Annotated in this window: 14 protein-coding genes and 1 tRNA gene; 14 read left to right on the top strand and 1 reads right to left on the bottom strand. The window is 45.0% G+C overall.

All coding sequences use genetic code 11. The features are described 5' to 3' along the window. Positions 1-81 precede the first annotated feature (81 nt). The 9 genes from ABCW47_RS12250 to ABCW47_RS12210 all read left to right on the top strand — a co-directional run bounded on the left by ABCW47_RS12250 (position 82) and on the right by ABCW47_RS12210 (position 11268). Positions 82-960: a DUF3881 family protein gene (locus ABCW47_RS12250; protein ID WP_343210221.1), complete on the top strand. Its 879-nt coding sequence runs from the start codon at positions 82-84 to the stop codon at positions 958-960. A 6-nt stretch (positions 961-966) separates the two neighbouring features. Then, positions 967-1040: transfer RNA gene (locus ABCW47_RS12245), tRNA-Arg, on the top strand. A gap of 406 nt (positions 1041-1446) precedes the next feature. Next, positions 1447-2499 (top strand): substrate-binding domain-containing protein, encoded by a 1053-nt coding sequence (locus ABCW47_RS12240; RefSeq protein ID WP_343210220.1) that lies wholly within the window; start codon positions 1447-1449, stop codon positions 2497-2499. A 243-nt stretch (positions 2500-2742) separates the two neighbouring features. Beyond that, positions 2743-4263: a sugar ABC transporter ATP-binding protein gene (locus tag ABCW47_RS12235; RefSeq protein ID WP_343210219.1), complete on the top strand. Its 1521-nt coding sequence runs from the start codon at positions 2743-2745 to the stop codon at positions 4261-4263. Next, positions 4247-5269: an ABC transporter permease gene (locus ABCW47_RS12230; protein WP_343210218.1), complete on the top strand. Its 1023-nt coding sequence runs from the start codon at positions 4247-4249 to the stop codon at positions 5267-5269. Before ABCW47_RS12235 ends, ABCW47_RS12230 begins: the two co-directional genes overlap by 17 nt. A gap of 236 nt (positions 5270-5505) precedes the next feature. Beyond that, the gene (locus ABCW47_RS12225; RefSeq protein WP_343210217.1) at positions 5506-5976 is read left to right on the top strand and encodes an RpiB/LacA/LacB family sugar-phosphate isomerase; all 471 of its coding nucleotides are present in this window, start codon (positions 5506-5508) and stop codon (positions 5974-5976) included. 351 nt (positions 5977-6327) lie between these two features. Beyond that, on the top strand, positions 6328-7278 hold the full coding sequence (locus ABCW47_RS12220; RefSeq protein WP_343210216.1) for a carbohydrate kinase family protein: 951 nt from the start codon (positions 6328-6330) through the stop codon (positions 7276-7278). 130 nt (positions 7279-7408) lie between these two features. After that, positions 7409-8896, top strand: a complete 1488-nt coding sequence (gene malQ, locus ABCW47_RS12215; RefSeq protein ID WP_343210215.1) for a 4-alpha-glucanotransferase — start codon at positions 7409-7411, stop codon at positions 8894-8896. Between the two features lie 38 nt (positions 8897-8934). Continuing rightward, on the top strand, positions 8935-11268 hold the full coding sequence (locus tag ABCW47_RS12210) for a glycogen/starch/alpha-glucan phosphorylase (RefSeq protein ID WP_343210214.1): 2334 nt from the start codon (positions 8935-8937) through the stop codon (positions 11266-11268). A gap of 96 nt (positions 11269-11364) precedes the next feature. Here the strand turns inward: ABCW47_RS12210 and ABCW47_RS12205 are convergent, their stop codons facing one another. After that, positions 11365-11589: a YaaL family protein gene (locus tag ABCW47_RS12205; RefSeq protein WP_343210213.1), complete on the bottom strand. Its 225-nt coding sequence runs from the start codon at positions 11587-11589 to the stop codon at positions 11365-11367. 243 nt (positions 11590-11832) lie between these two features. Between ABCW47_RS12205 and ABCW47_RS12200 the strand changes: the two genes are divergently transcribed. The 5 genes from ABCW47_RS12200 to ABCW47_RS12180 all read left to right on the top strand — a co-directional run bounded on the left by ABCW47_RS12200 (position 11833) and on the right by ABCW47_RS12180 (position 15629). Next, positions 11833-12099 (top strand): pro-sigmaK processing inhibitor BofA family protein, encoded by a 267-nt coding sequence (locus tag ABCW47_RS12200; protein WP_343210212.1) that lies wholly within the window; start codon positions 11833-11835, stop codon positions 12097-12099. Between the two features lie 85 nt (positions 12100-12184). Continuing rightward, complete coding sequence (locus tag ABCW47_RS12195; protein WP_343210211.1) at positions 12185-12682, top strand: A24 family peptidase; 498 nt, start codon at positions 12185-12187, stop codon at positions 12680-12682. A 13-nt stretch (positions 12683-12695) separates the two neighbouring features. Beyond that, positions 12696-13661, top strand: a complete 966-nt coding sequence (locus ABCW47_RS12190; protein WP_343210210.1) for a P-loop NTPase family protein — start codon at positions 12696-12698, stop codon at positions 13659-13661. A gap of 152 nt (positions 13662-13813) precedes the next feature. Continuing rightward, a complete protein-coding gene (locus tag ABCW47_RS12185; protein WP_343210209.1) occupies positions 13814-14905 on the top strand; it encodes a TadA family conjugal transfer-associated ATPase in 1092 nt (363 codons plus the stop codon). Then, positions 14895-15629, top strand: coding sequence for a type II secretion system F family protein (locus ABCW47_RS12180; RefSeq protein WP_343210208.1), 735 nt, complete (start codon positions 14895-14897; stop codon positions 15627-15629). Before ABCW47_RS12185 ends, ABCW47_RS12180 begins: the two co-directional genes overlap by 11 nt.

Raw genomic sequence — 15629 nt, 5'->3', positions numbered from 1 at the left:
TCGAAACTACCTTAACCAGTAGACAAAACGCGGGAATAATGGTATAAATAAAAGACAACAAAAAAGGCAGGTGATCAATCGATGCATCAATTTTTGCGGGCCGTAGGTTTTAAGAGAATACGAAACAGGGAAGAACTGGATTTTGTGCTGAAGCAGGTTATTGCTGAGTCAGGGGGACACAGGCTGACCAGAGGAGAAGACGGCATCCTCAGAGTGCAGATGGAAAAAGAGTTTGCACCTGGTATGGGAATTGCGGTTCGGGGAGAATACGATGAAGACGGCGAATTCCATTTGGACCATTACTACCCGTATTTGAAAAATACCGGGGTGACGGCGGCAGAAGAGATAGTCATCAACAAACGCATCGACACGGATGCCTTTACAGGGATGTGCGAGGATATCAGACTGGGTGTATCCCTTATTTTCTATCTGCAGAACAGCATGGATTATCTGGATAACCAGAGCGTAATCAAAAACGGCAGTTTTATAGCGCCGCTGCATTTGTCCGGGTTGTCGGCCGAGGGTAAGGTTATACTGGGGGTAGACAGCAAGGAGGCGGATCAGGAGACCCATCATCAGGAGACGACAAAGCGGAATCAGCTGATTGCAGAAGCAAGAAAGGGTAATCAGGAGGCCATCGACAGCCTGACTGTAGATGACATTGACCTGTTTGCTTCAATTTCCAGGAGAACTAAAACAGAAGATATTTATTCTATTGTGGAAAGTTCGTTTATTCCCTATGGATCAGAGTCGGATAATTACTCTGTGCTGGGTACAATATTGAGCAGCGAAGAGTACACAAATGAAAATACCGGAGAAAAAATTTATGTCCTACTTGTAAATTGCAACGATTTGGAGTACAGTATTTGTATTAATAAAGAAGATCTCATGGGGGAACCGGAGGCGGGACGACGTTTTCGGGGAACGATATGGCTTCAGGGCCAGGTGGATTTTCAGTAATGATACGTTCCTATAGCTCAGCAGGATAGAGCGACCGCCTCCTAAGCGGTAGGCCGCTGGTTCGAATCCAGTTAGGAACGCGCAGAATAACCGGCGTACGTCCGGTTATTCTTTTTCTTACAATAAGACGGTTCGCGGAGCGCACCGTCGTTTGTTTCTGTTTCATATCCGGCTGACTGGCAAAGAATTCTATACTGTTTATGGAATGACATTTTATATAGTAGAAATAAATTCCATTTTACTTCTCCCCGGCTTCCCCAAAACCCAGATTTTATGCATGATTGGCGGCATTTATTATTATCTGTTAAATATGTACAAAGATTGTTTAGAATTTATTAAAATATGTACAAAATATATATTTTGTTATTGACATCCCAGGACAATGATGATAGTATATCTACAGTATCAAGTCGTTTGGTACATAACCCTATTTATAATTTCCCATCCGGGAATTTATAAAAAAAATAAGGAAAGAGGAGATATCTTATGAAAACAAGCAAGAAATTACTGGCTCTGTTGTTAGTATTTGTTCTTTGTGTAAGTGCTATGGTTGGATGTAGCAAAAAAGAAGAAGAGCCAAAAAATGACACACCGAAGACCGAAGATCAGCAGACACCTGCAACTGATGACAAGACCGATGGCGGAGCTGATGCTGGCAAAGCAGAAGGCCCCTGGAAATTCGCTCTGACACTTCAGAACACATGGAACCCATTCTTCACCGAAATCAAAGTTGGTGTTGAAGGTGCTATCAATGATCTGAACAATGGTTCTACTTTAGCTGTATATGATGCAGATACCAACGTTGCTAAACAGCTGAATGATATTGAAGATGCTGTTGCATCTGGCGTAGATGTTATCTTCGTTAACTGCGTTGACTCCACAGGCGTTAACTCCGCTCTGGAGACCGCTAAAGAAAAAGGTATCATCATGATCGCTATCGATACTCCTTTGGATGATCCTAGCGTACTGGTTAGTACAGTTGCATCCGATAACTATCAGGCAGGCGTTCTTTGTGCTGAGAACTTAGCAAAAGAACTTGGCGAGAAGGGTGAGCTTGGTGCTTACTTACGTTCTACTTCTAAAGTAGCTGCTCTGCGTGGTTCAGGTTTCATGGAGACAATCGAAGCTAACTATCCTGATATGGAAGTTGTTAACAAACAGGAAGGTACAGCAGGTTCTGCTGATGCAGCTCTTCCTTGTATGGAGAACATCCTTCAGGGTACTCCGAACATCACAGGTCAGTTCGCACTGAACGATCCGTCAGCTCAGGGTTGTATCTCTGCTATTAAAGCAGCTGGTAAACTTGACAAGATCAAAGTTGTTGGTATCGATGGTTCCAAGGAAGCTAAGAAACTGATTCTGGATGGCGAGCAGTTAGGTTCTTCCGCTCAGTTCCCTGGCGAAATGGGTAAATTAGCTGTTGCTAGTGCTGTTAAAGCATTAAAGGGTGAGTCCGTTGAAGCTGAGCAGCTGATCCCGACAGAATGGTGTAATAAAGACAATGCTGAAACAATGCAGAACTACGATTACGATAACTAAGTCGTAAGGGTGTTGTCTGAATAAGTAAATTGTAAATAGTATTTAGTCTATATGCTGACGATTCACATACCGCGCAAGCGGTAAGTGAATCGTTAGTTATATGAATCGTATTATCCTATAGTGATATTGTAAAAATATGTAAACCAATCAGATTTAAGATTTAATATTGAGCTTTAATTGGAATATCCTTATTTGGTTATTAGGTAACTATAATACAAATTTTAAATATGAAGGAAGATTGAGATGGCAAATGATTACATTTTAGAGATGGACCACATCGAAAAGACTTTCCCGGGTGTACACGCGTTGAGTGACGTTCATTTCGATCTGATCAGAGGCGAGGTTCACGCACTTGTTGGTGAGAACGGTGCAGGTAAATCTACTCTGATGAAGGTTCTGAACGGTATCTACACAAAGGACTCCGGGACGATCAAGCTGAACGGCAAAGAAGTTCAGTTCAAGGGTGTCCGTGATGCCATGGCGAATGGTATCGTATTTATTCACCAGGAAATCAGTCTTGTTCCTTACCTTACAATAGCGGAAAATATTTTCCTTGGTGAGGAAAAGAAAAAAGGCGGTTTCGTTGATTTTGATGCAATGAGAAAAGAGGCTCAGAAGATCCTGGATCGTCTGAACATGCCTCTGGATGCAGGTGAGTACATCTACCATCTGACAATTGCGCAGCAGCAGATGGTTGAGGTTGCAAAGGCTGTATCCAAGGATGCAAAGATCATCGTTATGGATGAGCCTACCGCTTCTCTTTCAGCCAGAGAGGTAGACAGCCTTTATGATCAGGTTCGTAACCTGAAGAAACATGGTGTATCTATTATTTATATTTCCCATCGTCTAGAGGAATTATACATCGTGTGTGACCGGTTTACCGTACTTCGTGACGGTGGTTATGTTGCTACCAAAGAAGTAGAGGGATCTACCCGTGAAGAAGTAGTCAGCATGATGGTTGGCCGTGAGATGGGAGATAACTTCTACGCGGAGCGTGTATTCGGCTCCAAAGAAGTGATCATGGAAGTGAAGAATCTTTCCAGTGATTATGTGAAAAATGTAAGCTTTGATTTGAGAAAAGGCGAAGTTCTTGGTTTCTCCGGACTGATCGGCGCAGGCAGAACAGAGACAATGCGTGCTATGCTTGGTCTGGACAGAAGAACCGGCGGTGAAGTATTTATCGACGGCAAGAAAGTTTTGATGAAGGGTATGAAAGACGCTGTTGAGGCAGGTATCTGTCTGGTACCTGAGGATCGTCGTGGACAGGGTCTTGTACTGAGCAATACCGTTGGTTTTAATATTATTCTTCCTTCTTTGAAGCGGATTTACAAGGCTTTAAAGATTAATTACAAGCTTCAGGATGAAATTATCGATACGTATTCTCAGCGTATGAGAATCAGAATGTCCGGTCCGGATCAGAGAGCCGGCAACCTGAGCGGCGGTAACCAGCAGAAGGTAGTTCTTGCCAAATGGCTGGCTAAGAACCCGAAGGTATTAATTCTGGATGAGCCTACCCGTGGTATCGACGTAGGTGCTAAAGCCGAGATTTACCAGCTGATGGTTGAGCTGGCGAAGGAAGGCGTTTCAATTATCATGATTTCATCGGAGCTCCCTGAAATTATCAATATGAGCAGCCGTATCGTTGTTATGTACGAAGGTGAGGTACAGGCGATTCTGGATGCGGAGACCGAAGAGGTTACTCAGGAAAAAGTTATGACTTATGGAGCAGGATTAGGAGGAAAGACAAGTGGCGGAGAAAACTAAAAAATCAGGAAATGCCTTTACAAGAGGCTTCAAGAACTTCTTTAGAAATAATGGTGGTATCCTTGTTGGATTCCTGTTACTTTGTATCTTGTGGATCGTTTTAACAGGTGATACATTCTTAACTTATGATAACTTAATTAACGTTGTTCGTCAGGCTGTACAGAATGGTTTGATGGCATTTGGTATGACATTTATCTTGATCGTCGGCTGTATCGACCTTTCTGTTGGTGCAAACTGTGCGACAACCGGTGTTATCCTCGTTATGATTATCAATGCAGGCGTACCGGTATGGCTTGGTGTTCTTCTTACCTTAGTTGCCGGCGCTGCAATGGGATTTGTAAATGGTTACTTTGTAACAGAGTGGAACTTGCTTCCATACGTTGTAACACTTTCTACACAGAATATTTTCCGTGGTTTAGGATATCTGTTAACAGGTGGTCTTCCAGTTAGAAATACAGAGGACTCCTTCTCCTTCATCGGTAATGGTCATGTTGGACCGATTCCGTTCCCGGTTGTTATTCTGTTGATCGCGTTCGTTATCTGTGCAATTATTCTTTCCAGAACTGTACTTGGCCGTCATATGTATGCGGTTGGTGGTAATGAGGAAGCTGCACGTTATTCAGGAATTAACCCGAAGAAGATCAAAAAGATCGCGTATATCTTCTCTGGTATGTTATCTGCATTAGGCGGCTGTGTACTTGCTGCTAAGCTGTATTCCGGACAGCCTTCTTCCGGTGTTGGTTACGAAGGTGATGCCATCGCATCCAACGTTCTTGGTGGTGTATCCATGAGAGGTGGTACAGGTTCTACAGTAGGCGCATTAATCGGTGCTCTGGTTCTGGCTACCATGGTAAATGGTTTCAACTTGCTGCAGATCAACTACTATTGGCAGATGATCGCAAAGGGTGTTGTTATTATCCTTGCAGTTGAAATCGACGTATTAAAGAAAGCTTCCGAAGAAGCAGGTCTGACTCTGAAAGAGTACCTGTTCCCGAAAAAAGCTTGATCTTAGCTTGAATTTCATAAATTAATAATTAGTCCATCGCCATTGGAACATATTTTTACAATGGCGATGGATTTTTTAAGTTTTCTCTATACAAGCCTGTGAAAAAATGTTATAATTTTTGATAGCGGAGTTTGAAAATATTTCATTATAATATTCAACTGAAAAGGAAAGTCGATATTCCGGATATTTCCGCCGCCGTACAGGATAACACGCAGAATATATGGGAGGTTTAAGACATGAAATTGTACATTGGATCAGACGCAGCAGGATACCCGTTAAAGGAAAGTATTAAAAAACATCTGATTGAACTGGGTATGGAATTTGAAGATGTTGGAACACAGGACCCTGAAAAACCGATGGATTATTTTGCAGTATCCGATCTGGTTGCTAACGCAATTCAGGAAGGAAAGGCAGACAGAGGAATTCTGGTGTGCAGCTCCGGTATGGGTATGTCCATTATTGCTAATAAACACAAGGGCGTTTATGCCGCTGTTGTGGAGAGTGAATGGGCCGCATTAAAATGCAGAGCCATCAATAATGCTAACTGTATGTGTATGGGTACAAATCTGGTTGCTCCGTTCCAGGCGAATCTGATGGTAGATCGTTTCCTGAATACAGAATTTACAGAAGGTATGGGAGCACGCTCGGATTATCTGGTATGGGCTTATGCAGAAGTTCAGAAACTGGATGAGAAGCTTTGCAAATAAGCTTTGCGTATTACTATAAGCAGGGTGAGTTTTTATAAAAACGAAAAATGACAGCCGTACGTCTTGCGTATGGCTGTTTTTGCATTTATAATAGATACGGAAAAAGGTACGTATATGGGCTGTATTTATCATGGAAGTAGATAAGACTCCTACCTTTATAGGTGGTGAGTAAATAACAAATTCGTCTTGGTGGGAGCCCAGTCTCCTTCCAAGTTAAAGCCTCCGGCGGATTGCAGAGCCGCACAGATGTATTATGTCATGCAAAGCATGACGTGCGGCTCGCAGCAAGTACGCCGAGGCGTACTTGAATTTGTTCGCGCCCAGGACGGGAAAGGTATAGGTAGTAGTGTAATGTATAAGGATCTGGATGTATTATGCGTGGGAGGGATCACTTCGGATGTTATGATGAAACCGATGGACCCAAGTATATTTGAAGTGGACAAGAGTATTTTATCTACTCTGGACTATCATGTTGGAGGAGATGCCTCCAATCAGAGTATTGTATTTTCCCGTCTGGGGAATGTGACGGGAATCGCTACGGCCCCGGGCGACGATGATACAGGCGCAAGCGTTAGAAAAATGCTGGAGGATGCCGGGGTGGATACCAGCAACTGTGTGGTTATTCCTGGCAGCCGGACCAGGACAAGCTTTGTATTGATTCATGGGGATGGAGAGCGGAATCTGGTATCTTATCAGGCTGGAATGGGAGAGCTTTCCAGAGAACATTTGGACCTGGAGCAGCTGAAACATACGAAGATGGTCAGCATCGGCAGTATTTTCACTTTTCAGGGCCTGGACGAATACCTGCCGGAGTATCTGGCAGAGGCAAAGAAACAGGGCGTTATTACCTGTGCAGATACGATGAGCAACATGCGGGGAGTCAAGATTGAAGAACTGGCAGGAGCATTTGCTTCCCTTGACTATTTTCTGCCCAGCTATGTAGAGGCGCTTGATTTGACGGGAGAAGAGGACGTTGATAAAATGACGGATGTTTTCTTGTCATATGGAATTAAGAATGTTATAATAAAACTCGGAACAGACGGCTGTCTGATCAGAAACGCAAATGAGCGGTATCATATCCCGATTTTCCCGGCTGAATGTGTGGATTCCACCGGTGCCGGAGACAACTTTGTAGCAGGATTTCTGACTGGTGTTTTGAAGGGATGGAACCTGGAGAAATGCGGAACATTTGCATCAGCGGTGGGAAGCATAGCGATCCGCGGGGTAGGAGCCAATACCTGTGTCAAGAATATTGAGCAGGTATATCAGGTAATGCGTGAGGCAGGCAGATACACAGAATAACGAGACATGAATAAGAGTCCTTCGTTCCCCCACTGGGGAGGATGGGCTCTTTTTTGTCCTTATGATCAATAAGTCTTTTATTTAAAAATCAGTATATAATTACGATAGAAATAATGGAGTTAATGAGTATATGAAGGAAAAAGAAAGAGGAGCGGGAATCCTGCTCCCGGTCAGCAGTCTGCCGTCGCCTTATGGCATAGGTACCATAGGGAAGGCTGCTTTCGAGTTTGCAGACCAGCTGGCGGCGGCAGGGCAGAAATACTGGCAGGTACTTCCTGTAGGCCCTACCAGCTATGGGGACAGTCCATATCAGTCATTTTCAGCCTTTGCAGGCAACCCGTATTATATTGATCTGGATTTTCTTGCGGAGGAAGGACTGCTTAAGAAAAATGAACTGGAACAGGACTGGGGAGAACGGGAGGATCATGTCGACTATGAGCTTTTGTTTTCCAAACGGTTTGCCGTATTAAAGAAGGCATTCTTGAGAAGCAAACACAGGAATAAGAGTGCTTACCTGGAATTTGAAAAAGCACAGGAGGCCTGGCTGGACGATTATGCTCTTTATATGGCGGTGAAGGAGAAGTTCGGCCATAAGGAATGGGCGGTCTGGGATGAGGGAATCCGACTGAGGAAACCGGAAAGTCTGAAGCATTACAAAAGGACTCTTGCCGGAGAGATTGAATTCTGGAAATTTTGCCAGTTTAAGTTTTATACGCAGTGGAAGAAACTGAAAACCTATGTGAACGGTCTGGGAATACGGATAATAGGAGATATACCCCTCTATGTGGCTTATGACAGCGCTGATGTGTGGACGCACGGGGATCTGTTCGAGCTGGACGAGAGGAAAAAGCCGATTCATGTTGCCGGTGTTCCGCCGGATTATTTTTCCAGTACCGGACAGCGGTGGGGGAATCCTCTGTATGACTGGGAAGCTATGGAAGATTCTGATTTCGCCTGGTGGAGACTTCGTATGAAGACACTTAAATCCCTCTATGATGTAATTCGGATTGATCATTTTATCGGCATTGTACGTTATTACAGTATACCCGCCGGCCATCCCACAGCGCAGAACGGCACATGGCGGCCGGGTCCGGGCAGTAAGCTGACGAAAGTGATTAAAGAATCGATCGGGGGCGAAACCGAGATCATCGCCGAAGACCTGGGGGTGGTCAGCAAAGGGGTGCGCCGTCTGATGAAGCAGACCGGCTGGCCGGGAATGAAGATATTGCTATTTGGTTTTGACGGCACGCCGGACAGCGAGTATCTTCCTCATAATTATAAAAGCAGCAATCTGGTAGTCTATGGGGGAACCCATGATAATGAGCCCATTGCGGCATATTTTAAGAATATGAGAGGGGAACGGCTAAAAGAAGCAAAAGCTTATCTGGGGGTCGGAAGCAAAAGGGATTTTCCGGATGCTATGATAAAGCTGGGGTATTCGACAATTGCAGATACTGTTATTTTTCAAATGCAGGATATCCTTCACCTGGGCGCGGAATCGAGGATGAACCTGCCTGGAAAGGTGGGCGGCTGGTGGCGCTGGAGAATGGATCAGAATGCTTTTGATACGGAGCGGCAAAGGTTTTTGCTGGATCTGACCGGGCGGTATAACCGTTGATAAACCGGTGAAATAGAACAACAAGCAAGGAGGAGACTATGGCGAAGGATTTTGTATCGAAGGTAAAACGGACGCTGAAAATGGACTGCGGTTTTTCTATCCGAAAGGCCGGGCCGCGGGAGTTGTACAGTGCGGTTTCCAAGGTCTGCAGAAACGAGCTGAACAGGCAGTGGAAAGAGAAGAAGCAGGGCCGGGAAGTGGGATATTTCTCAGCGGAATTTCTGGTGGGCCGTCTGATTTACAGTAATCTGATGAATATGGGCCTGATGGAAGACTTCCATTCTCTTTGTCAGAAATATGAGATTGATCCTAATATATTTGAAGAGATAGAGGATAACGCGCTGGGAAATGGCGGTCTGGGTCGGCTGGCAGCCTGTTTTCTGGATTCCGCGGCTACCATCCATGTTCCGCTGAACGGTTACGGAATACGATACCGCTATGGGTTATTCCGCCAGTATTTTAAGGATGGATTTCAGATGGAGGAGGCGGATGACTGGCTAAAAGACGGTGATCCCTGGTCCGAACGCAGAGAGGATGACAGAGTTCTGATAACATTCCGGAACCAGCAGGTTTATGCCGTTCCTTATGATATGCCTGTTATTGGATATGACAGGCTTCAGATTAACAATTTGAGGCTGTGGCAGGCGGAACCGGTACATGAGTTTGACTTTGGTCTCTTTAATGAGCAGAAATACAGAAAAGCGGTGCAGGAGAGGGATGAAGCCGAGGCTATTTCCATGGTGCTGTATCCCAACGATGATACCAATGCAGGGAAGCGGCTCCGTCTGAAACAACAGTATTTCTTCTCCAGTGCATCTATTCAGGACATGATCCGTACATTCCGGGAACAGGGCGGTGATTTTAACCACTTTGATGATAAATACGTCATTCAGCTGAATGATACCCATCCCGTGATCGCGATACCAGAATTTATCCGTTTGATGATGGAAGAGGAAGGCATGGAATTTGATGCAGCGCTGAATCTGACCAGACGGGTATTTGCCTACACCAATCATACTGTGATGGCAGAGGCTCTGGAGAAGTGGAATGTACGCCTGTTAAAGACAGTCATACCTCATGTGTATCCATATATTGAAATGCTTTCCAGAGCGCTTCACAGGGAGCTGGAAGTGAAGGGAATTGCTTCGGAGGATTTCCCTGCCTATGATATTATCAGTGATAAAATGATTCATATGGCGAGGATGGCCGTATTCGCGTCTCATTCTGTCAACGGTGTGGCGAGAATACATACGGAAATACTGAAAAAGGATGTCCTGAAGGAATGGTTTGCGCTGTATCCGGAGAAATTTAATAATAAGACAAACGGAATTACGCAGAGAAGATGGCTTGCGCTGTGTAATCCGGAGCTGGCTGATTTTATCTCAAAGAAAATTGGAAAAGATTGGGTTTGGGATCTGGATAAGCTGAAGTTTATGAATGCATTTACAGAGCACCGGGACGTGATACGGGAATTTGACCGGATTAAACAGATAAAGAAACGGCAGCTGGCGGATTATGTGGAGAAAAAAGAAGGGATCATCATTAAACCGGACTTTATGTTTGATGTACAGGTTAAGAGGCTGCATGAATATAAACGGCAGCTGCTGAATGCATTTTCTATCCTGGATTTCTACTTTGGCATTAAGGACGGCCGGATTAAGGATTTCACCCCCACAGTATTCCTATTTGGCGCAAAGGCGGCTCCGGGCTATTACCGGGCAAAGGGGATCATCAAGTATATCAATGAAATTGCCGGATTCATTGCGGCAGATGAGGAGATCAGTCAGCTGATCCAGGTGGTATTCGTCTCCAATTATGATGTTTCCTATGCTGAAAAAATAATGCCTGCGGCAGATGTCTCAGAGCAGATATCCACGGCAGGGACGGAGGCATCCGGAACAGGAAATATGAAACTGATGCTGAACGGTGCGGTTACCCTTGGAACCTATGACGGCGCTAATATAGAAATTGTGGAACAGGCAGGGGAAGAGAACAATTATATTTTCGGAGCGAGAGTGGACGATATCGAAGCGATAAAGGAAAGCTACGATCCGATGAAATATTATGAGGATAATCCCAGGATTAAAAAGGTGCTGGATACGCTGGTTGACGGAACTCTGGATGATGGCGGCACCGGTATGTTTCAGGAACTCTATGATGCCATACTAAAGGGGGCCAGCTGGCATAAACCAGATCATTACTATCTTCTGCTGGATTTCCTGCCCTATTGTGATAGGAAACTAAAGGTAAACAGAGACTATAAAGACAGGATGGGATTCCGGCGGAAATGCTATTTGAATATGGTGCATGCCGGGAAGTTTTCCAGTGACAGGACAATACGGGAGTATGCGAAAGATATCTGGAATGTATAAATGGAAACAAAAAAAGTGTCCGCATAATGCGGACACTTTTTCTATGACAAGATAAGGCAAAGAGAAGATATAAAAAAGGATAATTGGCGAATTTTATTAAGAACCCTGATTCTGCCCGGCATAGCGGTTTTCTGCAATACGTAGTAAATATTTATAGCGTTTCTGAACTGCATTTACCTCATAAATATAACAGTCAATCAAATCCGGATCACTCACATTCTCAAAATTGGAGTAAGCAATCGTGAGCGCCCGCTTGGTCTGTTCAATCTCATCAATCAGTGTATCTTTCGCTGTTATTTCCCGTTTCCGAAATAGTCCCATTTTCTTTGTCATGCATTGAACAGAATTATTCTCTGCTCAATCTGCCCAATCGGCTGAAAGAGAGGCAGTCCGCATAGCTCCTTTTACTTTGATTTCTTTCAGTCCTGTCCTTAAAGCCGCAGCTTAAGGTATCAATCCGGTTTACTTGTTGTTTTTATTATAAGCGCCGGAGAGGAAGATTATGCATATTCTGGATAAGTCAGGATATAAATATAATAAATAGTTTCAAAAAGGACAAAGACCATGGGAGAAAAACTTTTTTTGATTCTTCTGGCAGTATGTGCTGTCGTATTTGTGATTTCTCTCTTTGCGAAAAAGGGACAGCTGCTCGGAAATTTCATTTTGCGGAGTATTTTGGGCATTGTAGCGATCTATTTTGTAAATACAATTTTAAGTATGAACGGTGTTGTCTTAAGTGTTGGTATCAATGGGTTAACCATTCTTTTATCGGGGCTGCTTGGGGTTCCTGGTTTGGCACTTTTATACGGAATTTCCTATTTTGTTTTGTGAAAATTCACTCATTGACAATATTTGATGTCCCGTACTATGATAGGAATACATCAAACGAAGGAGGAATGATACGAAAGACTTGTGCGTGATCGGTATTGTCCTTATCGCAGCCGCAGAGGATGTGCGGAAATATCGGATACATAATGGCTGGATTGGCATCGGCCTTTCACTGGGACTGCTTTTCCGAATATGGGAAGCGGGGTGGCGGGGAAGCCTGTTCTGGCTCGCCGGAGCTGTTGTTCCGGTGGTTTTACTTTTTTTACTTTTCACGATTCATGCGGTCGGTGCGGGAGACCTTAAGCTGTTTTCTGTAATCGGCGGTTTCTATGGCGGTTCTGCCGTCATCAGCATCATGCTGCCTGTCTTTGCGGCGGGAGGTCTGATGTCTATTATTCATTTAATCAGGCGGAGGGATCTGAGATCTTATCTGCGCTATCTTAAGATTTACAGTTTCAACACATTTTTAAACAGAAAATGGAAGCCCTATGAGATAAATAGAAGGGACAGGTCTGCTGTAATTCCATTCAGTGCGGCAATCGCGGCGGGGACCATCTACTGGATTATTTTTCAGAGAGGGCTTTGAGGGGAGATTGCCTTTGAAAAGAGGAATTCTGGCTATTTTTGACTATGAAGAAGATTATGTGAACCGTTTTCTGGAATATGTAAACCGGAAGAAACAGTTTCTTTTGGAGACCAGAGTATTTACGGACGCAAAGAAGCTTGCGGATTACTGTGCCCGGGAGTTTATTGACCTGCTGCTCACTGTCGATACCGATATTCTTGCAGGTCTGGACAGGACCCGGATCGGACATGTGCTTGTCCTTTCCGAGGGAATGTGGGTGAGGGAAGGAAGTGATTACCCTGTCATCTACAAGTTTCAGTCTATGGAAGAGATTATGAGGGCCATACTGGATTTCTACGGAACCTTTCACGCAGATTTACCTGTCCTGGCTGCTGCAAGAAGTCAGAAGACCAGGATATATACGGTTTTCTCACCGGAAGGAGGCAGGGAGAGAACCATCTTTTCCATTGCGCTGGGACAGGCCTATGCGAAGGAAAAGGATACGCTCTATCTGAATCTTAATGTCTTTCCGTCGAGTGATATGGAGAATGGGAACGGAGGGATGTCAGAACTGATTTATTATATAAAACAGCGCAGCAGCAACCTTATTGTAAGGCTCCAGTCGCTGGTAAACAGAATGGATCAGCTGTATTATATTGCTCCGGTTTCTCACTTCAAAGATCTGGAGGAGCTGGGAGCCAGAGATTACGGGATGCTTATCCAGGAACTCAGACAGGGCGGTGACTACGATGTTGTCATTATAGAGGCGGGAAGTTTTGGAGAGAGCACAATCGCTCTCATGGATTTGTCAGATCAGGTGTATATTCCGTATGGGGAGGAGGATGCGATGACCAGCATTCAGGTATTTCAGAGAACGCTTGCCCAGGAGGGACTGGACTCGATTTTGGCAAAGCTGGAACTGATTCGATTCCCTCATCGCCGCAAGGCTGAATTAGAGGATTGTACACAGCTTCTGAGTGACCGCCTCAAGGAAGAATAGGAGGTGGGGATTTTACGGAGGACATATTTTTTGAACAGGTATACAAAACTGTACGGGAGCGGATTGATCTGGGGCAGGAGTTATCCAGAGAAGAACTTCTGGAGGTAATAGATTCGACGATCCTGGAAACAGGACGGGAGACTCCGGTAAACGTGGGAAAGAAGATGGAGGTACGCCGGCGCCTATTTCACGATATTTACGGATACGGTGTTTTGCAGGAACTGCTGGAAGATGAAGAGATTACCGAAATAATGGTGAATGGGACACAGAATATTTTTGTGGAACGGGGAGGAGAGATCTGTCAGACCGACTGCCGTTTTGAATCAAGGCAGAGACTGGAAGATGTTATACAGCAGATGGCAGCAGGGGTAAACCGCAGTGTGAATGAAAGCTGTCCTATCGCGGATGTACGGCTGCCGGGAGGGGAGCGGGTAAATATTGTGCTGGATTGTATCGCATTGAACGGCCCGATTGTAACAATACGGAAGTTCCCGGCCGAGGGCATGACAATGGAGAGATTAATCGAGCTTGGCTCTCTCACGCCGGAAGCGGCTGATTTTCTGAATCTGCTGGTTACAGCACGGTATAACATCTTTATAAGCGGCGGAACAGGGTCCGGAAAAACAACCTTTTTAAACGCCCTTGCCGGATTTATTTCCCGGGATGAACGAATTATAACGATTGAAGACTCAGCGGAATTACAGATCAACAACATTCCGAACCTGGTGAAAATGGAAGTGCGCAATTCGAATGTGGAGGGGAAGAATGAGATAACCATACGGGATCTGATTAAGACAAGCCTGAGGATGCGCCCGACTAGGATCATTGTAGGAGAGGTCCGGGACAGCGCGGCCATTGATATGTTAAGTGCTTTGAATACAGGCCATGACGGAAGTCTGAGTACAGGCCATGCCAATTCCCCCGCGGATATGCTGAGCAGGCTGGAATCCCTGGTCCTGATGGGGATGGAGATTCCTTTGCTGGCTGTCAGGAAGCAAATCGCTTCCGCGCTTGACCTGATTATCCACCTGGGGAGGCTGCGGGATCGAAGCAGAAAGGTACTGGAGATCACGGAGGTGCTGGAGTGTCAGGATGGAGAGATTGAGCTGAATCCACTGTTCTGCTTTGCCGAGGAGGGTGAGACAGCGGAGGGAAAAATCTGCGGACAGCTGAAACGGACAACCAATCCATTTGTTCAGATGGGAAAGCTTCAGAGAGCGGGGCTGAGTATCCATGGACTATAAGAGTTATCGTCTGAGCGCAAGGGAGAGTGCCAGGATATTCCTTCAGGGCGCAGGTATTATTCTGATTATTGGGTGGCTTTTCTATCAGAGCCTGCCTGCCGTACTTTTTCTGCTTCCCTTTCTTTTTTTCTGGTTTCATCGTAAAAAGCGAGAGAAAGCAGAGCAGCGCAGGTGGAACCTGATGATAACTTTTATGGATGGCATGACCGGAATTTCTTCCGCACTGAGGGCGGGCTACTCTGTTGAGAATGCTTTCAGGGAAGCTCTCCGAGATCTGGCATTGCTGTATGAACAGGATTCGGATATTATCCAGGAGTTTCAGATGATTTTATACCGGATCGGCAGAAATGTACCGGTAGAAAGGACGATAGAGGATCTGGCGAATCGAAGCGGTCTGGAGGAAATAAGACAATTTTCACAGGTGTTTTCTATTGCTAAACGTACAGGAGGGAATCTGGTACAGATGATACAGGCGTCTGTCTCTGTAATTCAGGACAAAATAGGACTAAAGAGAGAACTGCGAACTGCAGTAGCGGCAAAACGTATGGAGGGAAGAATTATGTGTCTGATGCCGCTGGGAATCATTCTGTATCTCAGGCTGTGTTCTCCGGGTTTTCTGGACCCCCTGTATCATAATACTATGGGAATCTTGTGTATGAGTCTGGCGCTGTTCCTTTATATGACGGCATTTTTCCTGCAGGAAAAGATATTAAATATCGGGTGA

It is taken from the genome of Anaerolentibacter hominis, from assembly GCF_032380675.1.
In the GTDB taxonomy this organism is placed as follows: domain Bacteria; phylum Bacillota; class Clostridia; order Lachnospirales; family Lachnospiraceae; genus Anaerolentibacter; species Anaerolentibacter hominis.
Note: the sequence above shows the minus strand (reverse complement) of the source record. Positions and strands in the feature narration are given on the sequence as shown.

Excerpts from the sequence above, each read along its gene's own strand:
- ABCW47_RS12225 (WP_343210217.1), top strand. The coding sequence starts at position 5,506 with ATGAAATTGTACATTGGATCAGACGCAGCAGGATACCCGTTAAAGGAA.
- ABCW47_RS12180 (WP_343210208.1), top strand. The coding sequence starts at position 14,895 with ATGGACTATAAGAGTTATCGTCTGAGCGCAAGGGAGAGTGCCAGGATA.
- ABCW47_RS12250 (WP_343210221.1), top strand. The coding sequence starts at position 82 with ATGCATCAATTTTTGCGGGCCGTAGGTTTTAAGAGAATACGAAACAGG.
- ABCW47_RS12200 (WP_343210212.1), top strand. The coding sequence starts at position 11,833 with ATGGGAGAAAAACTTTTTTTGATTCTTCTGGCAGTATGTGCTGTCGTA.
- ABCW47_RS12210 (WP_343210214.1), top strand. The coding sequence starts at position 8,935 with ATGGCGAAGGATTTTGTATCGAAGGTAAAACGGACGCTGAAAATGGAC.
- ABCW47_RS12235 (WP_343210219.1), top strand. The coding sequence starts at position 2,743 with ATGGCAAATGATTACATTTTAGAGATGGACCACATCGAAAAGACTTTC.
- ABCW47_RS12220 (WP_343210216.1), top strand. The coding sequence starts at position 6,328 with ATGTATAAGGATCTGGATGTATTATGCGTGGGAGGGATCACTTCGGAT.
- ABCW47_RS12205 (WP_343210213.1), bottom strand. The coding sequence starts at position 11,589 with ATGGGACTATTTCGGAAACGGGAAATAACAGCGAAAGATACACTGATT.
- ABCW47_RS12240 (WP_343210220.1), top strand. The coding sequence starts at position 1,447 with ATGAAAACAAGCAAGAAATTACTGGCTCTGTTGTTAGTATTTGTTCTT.
- malQ (WP_343210215.1), top strand. The coding sequence starts at position 7,409 with ATGAAGGAAAAAGAAAGAGGAGCGGGAATCCTGCTCCCGGTCAGCAGT.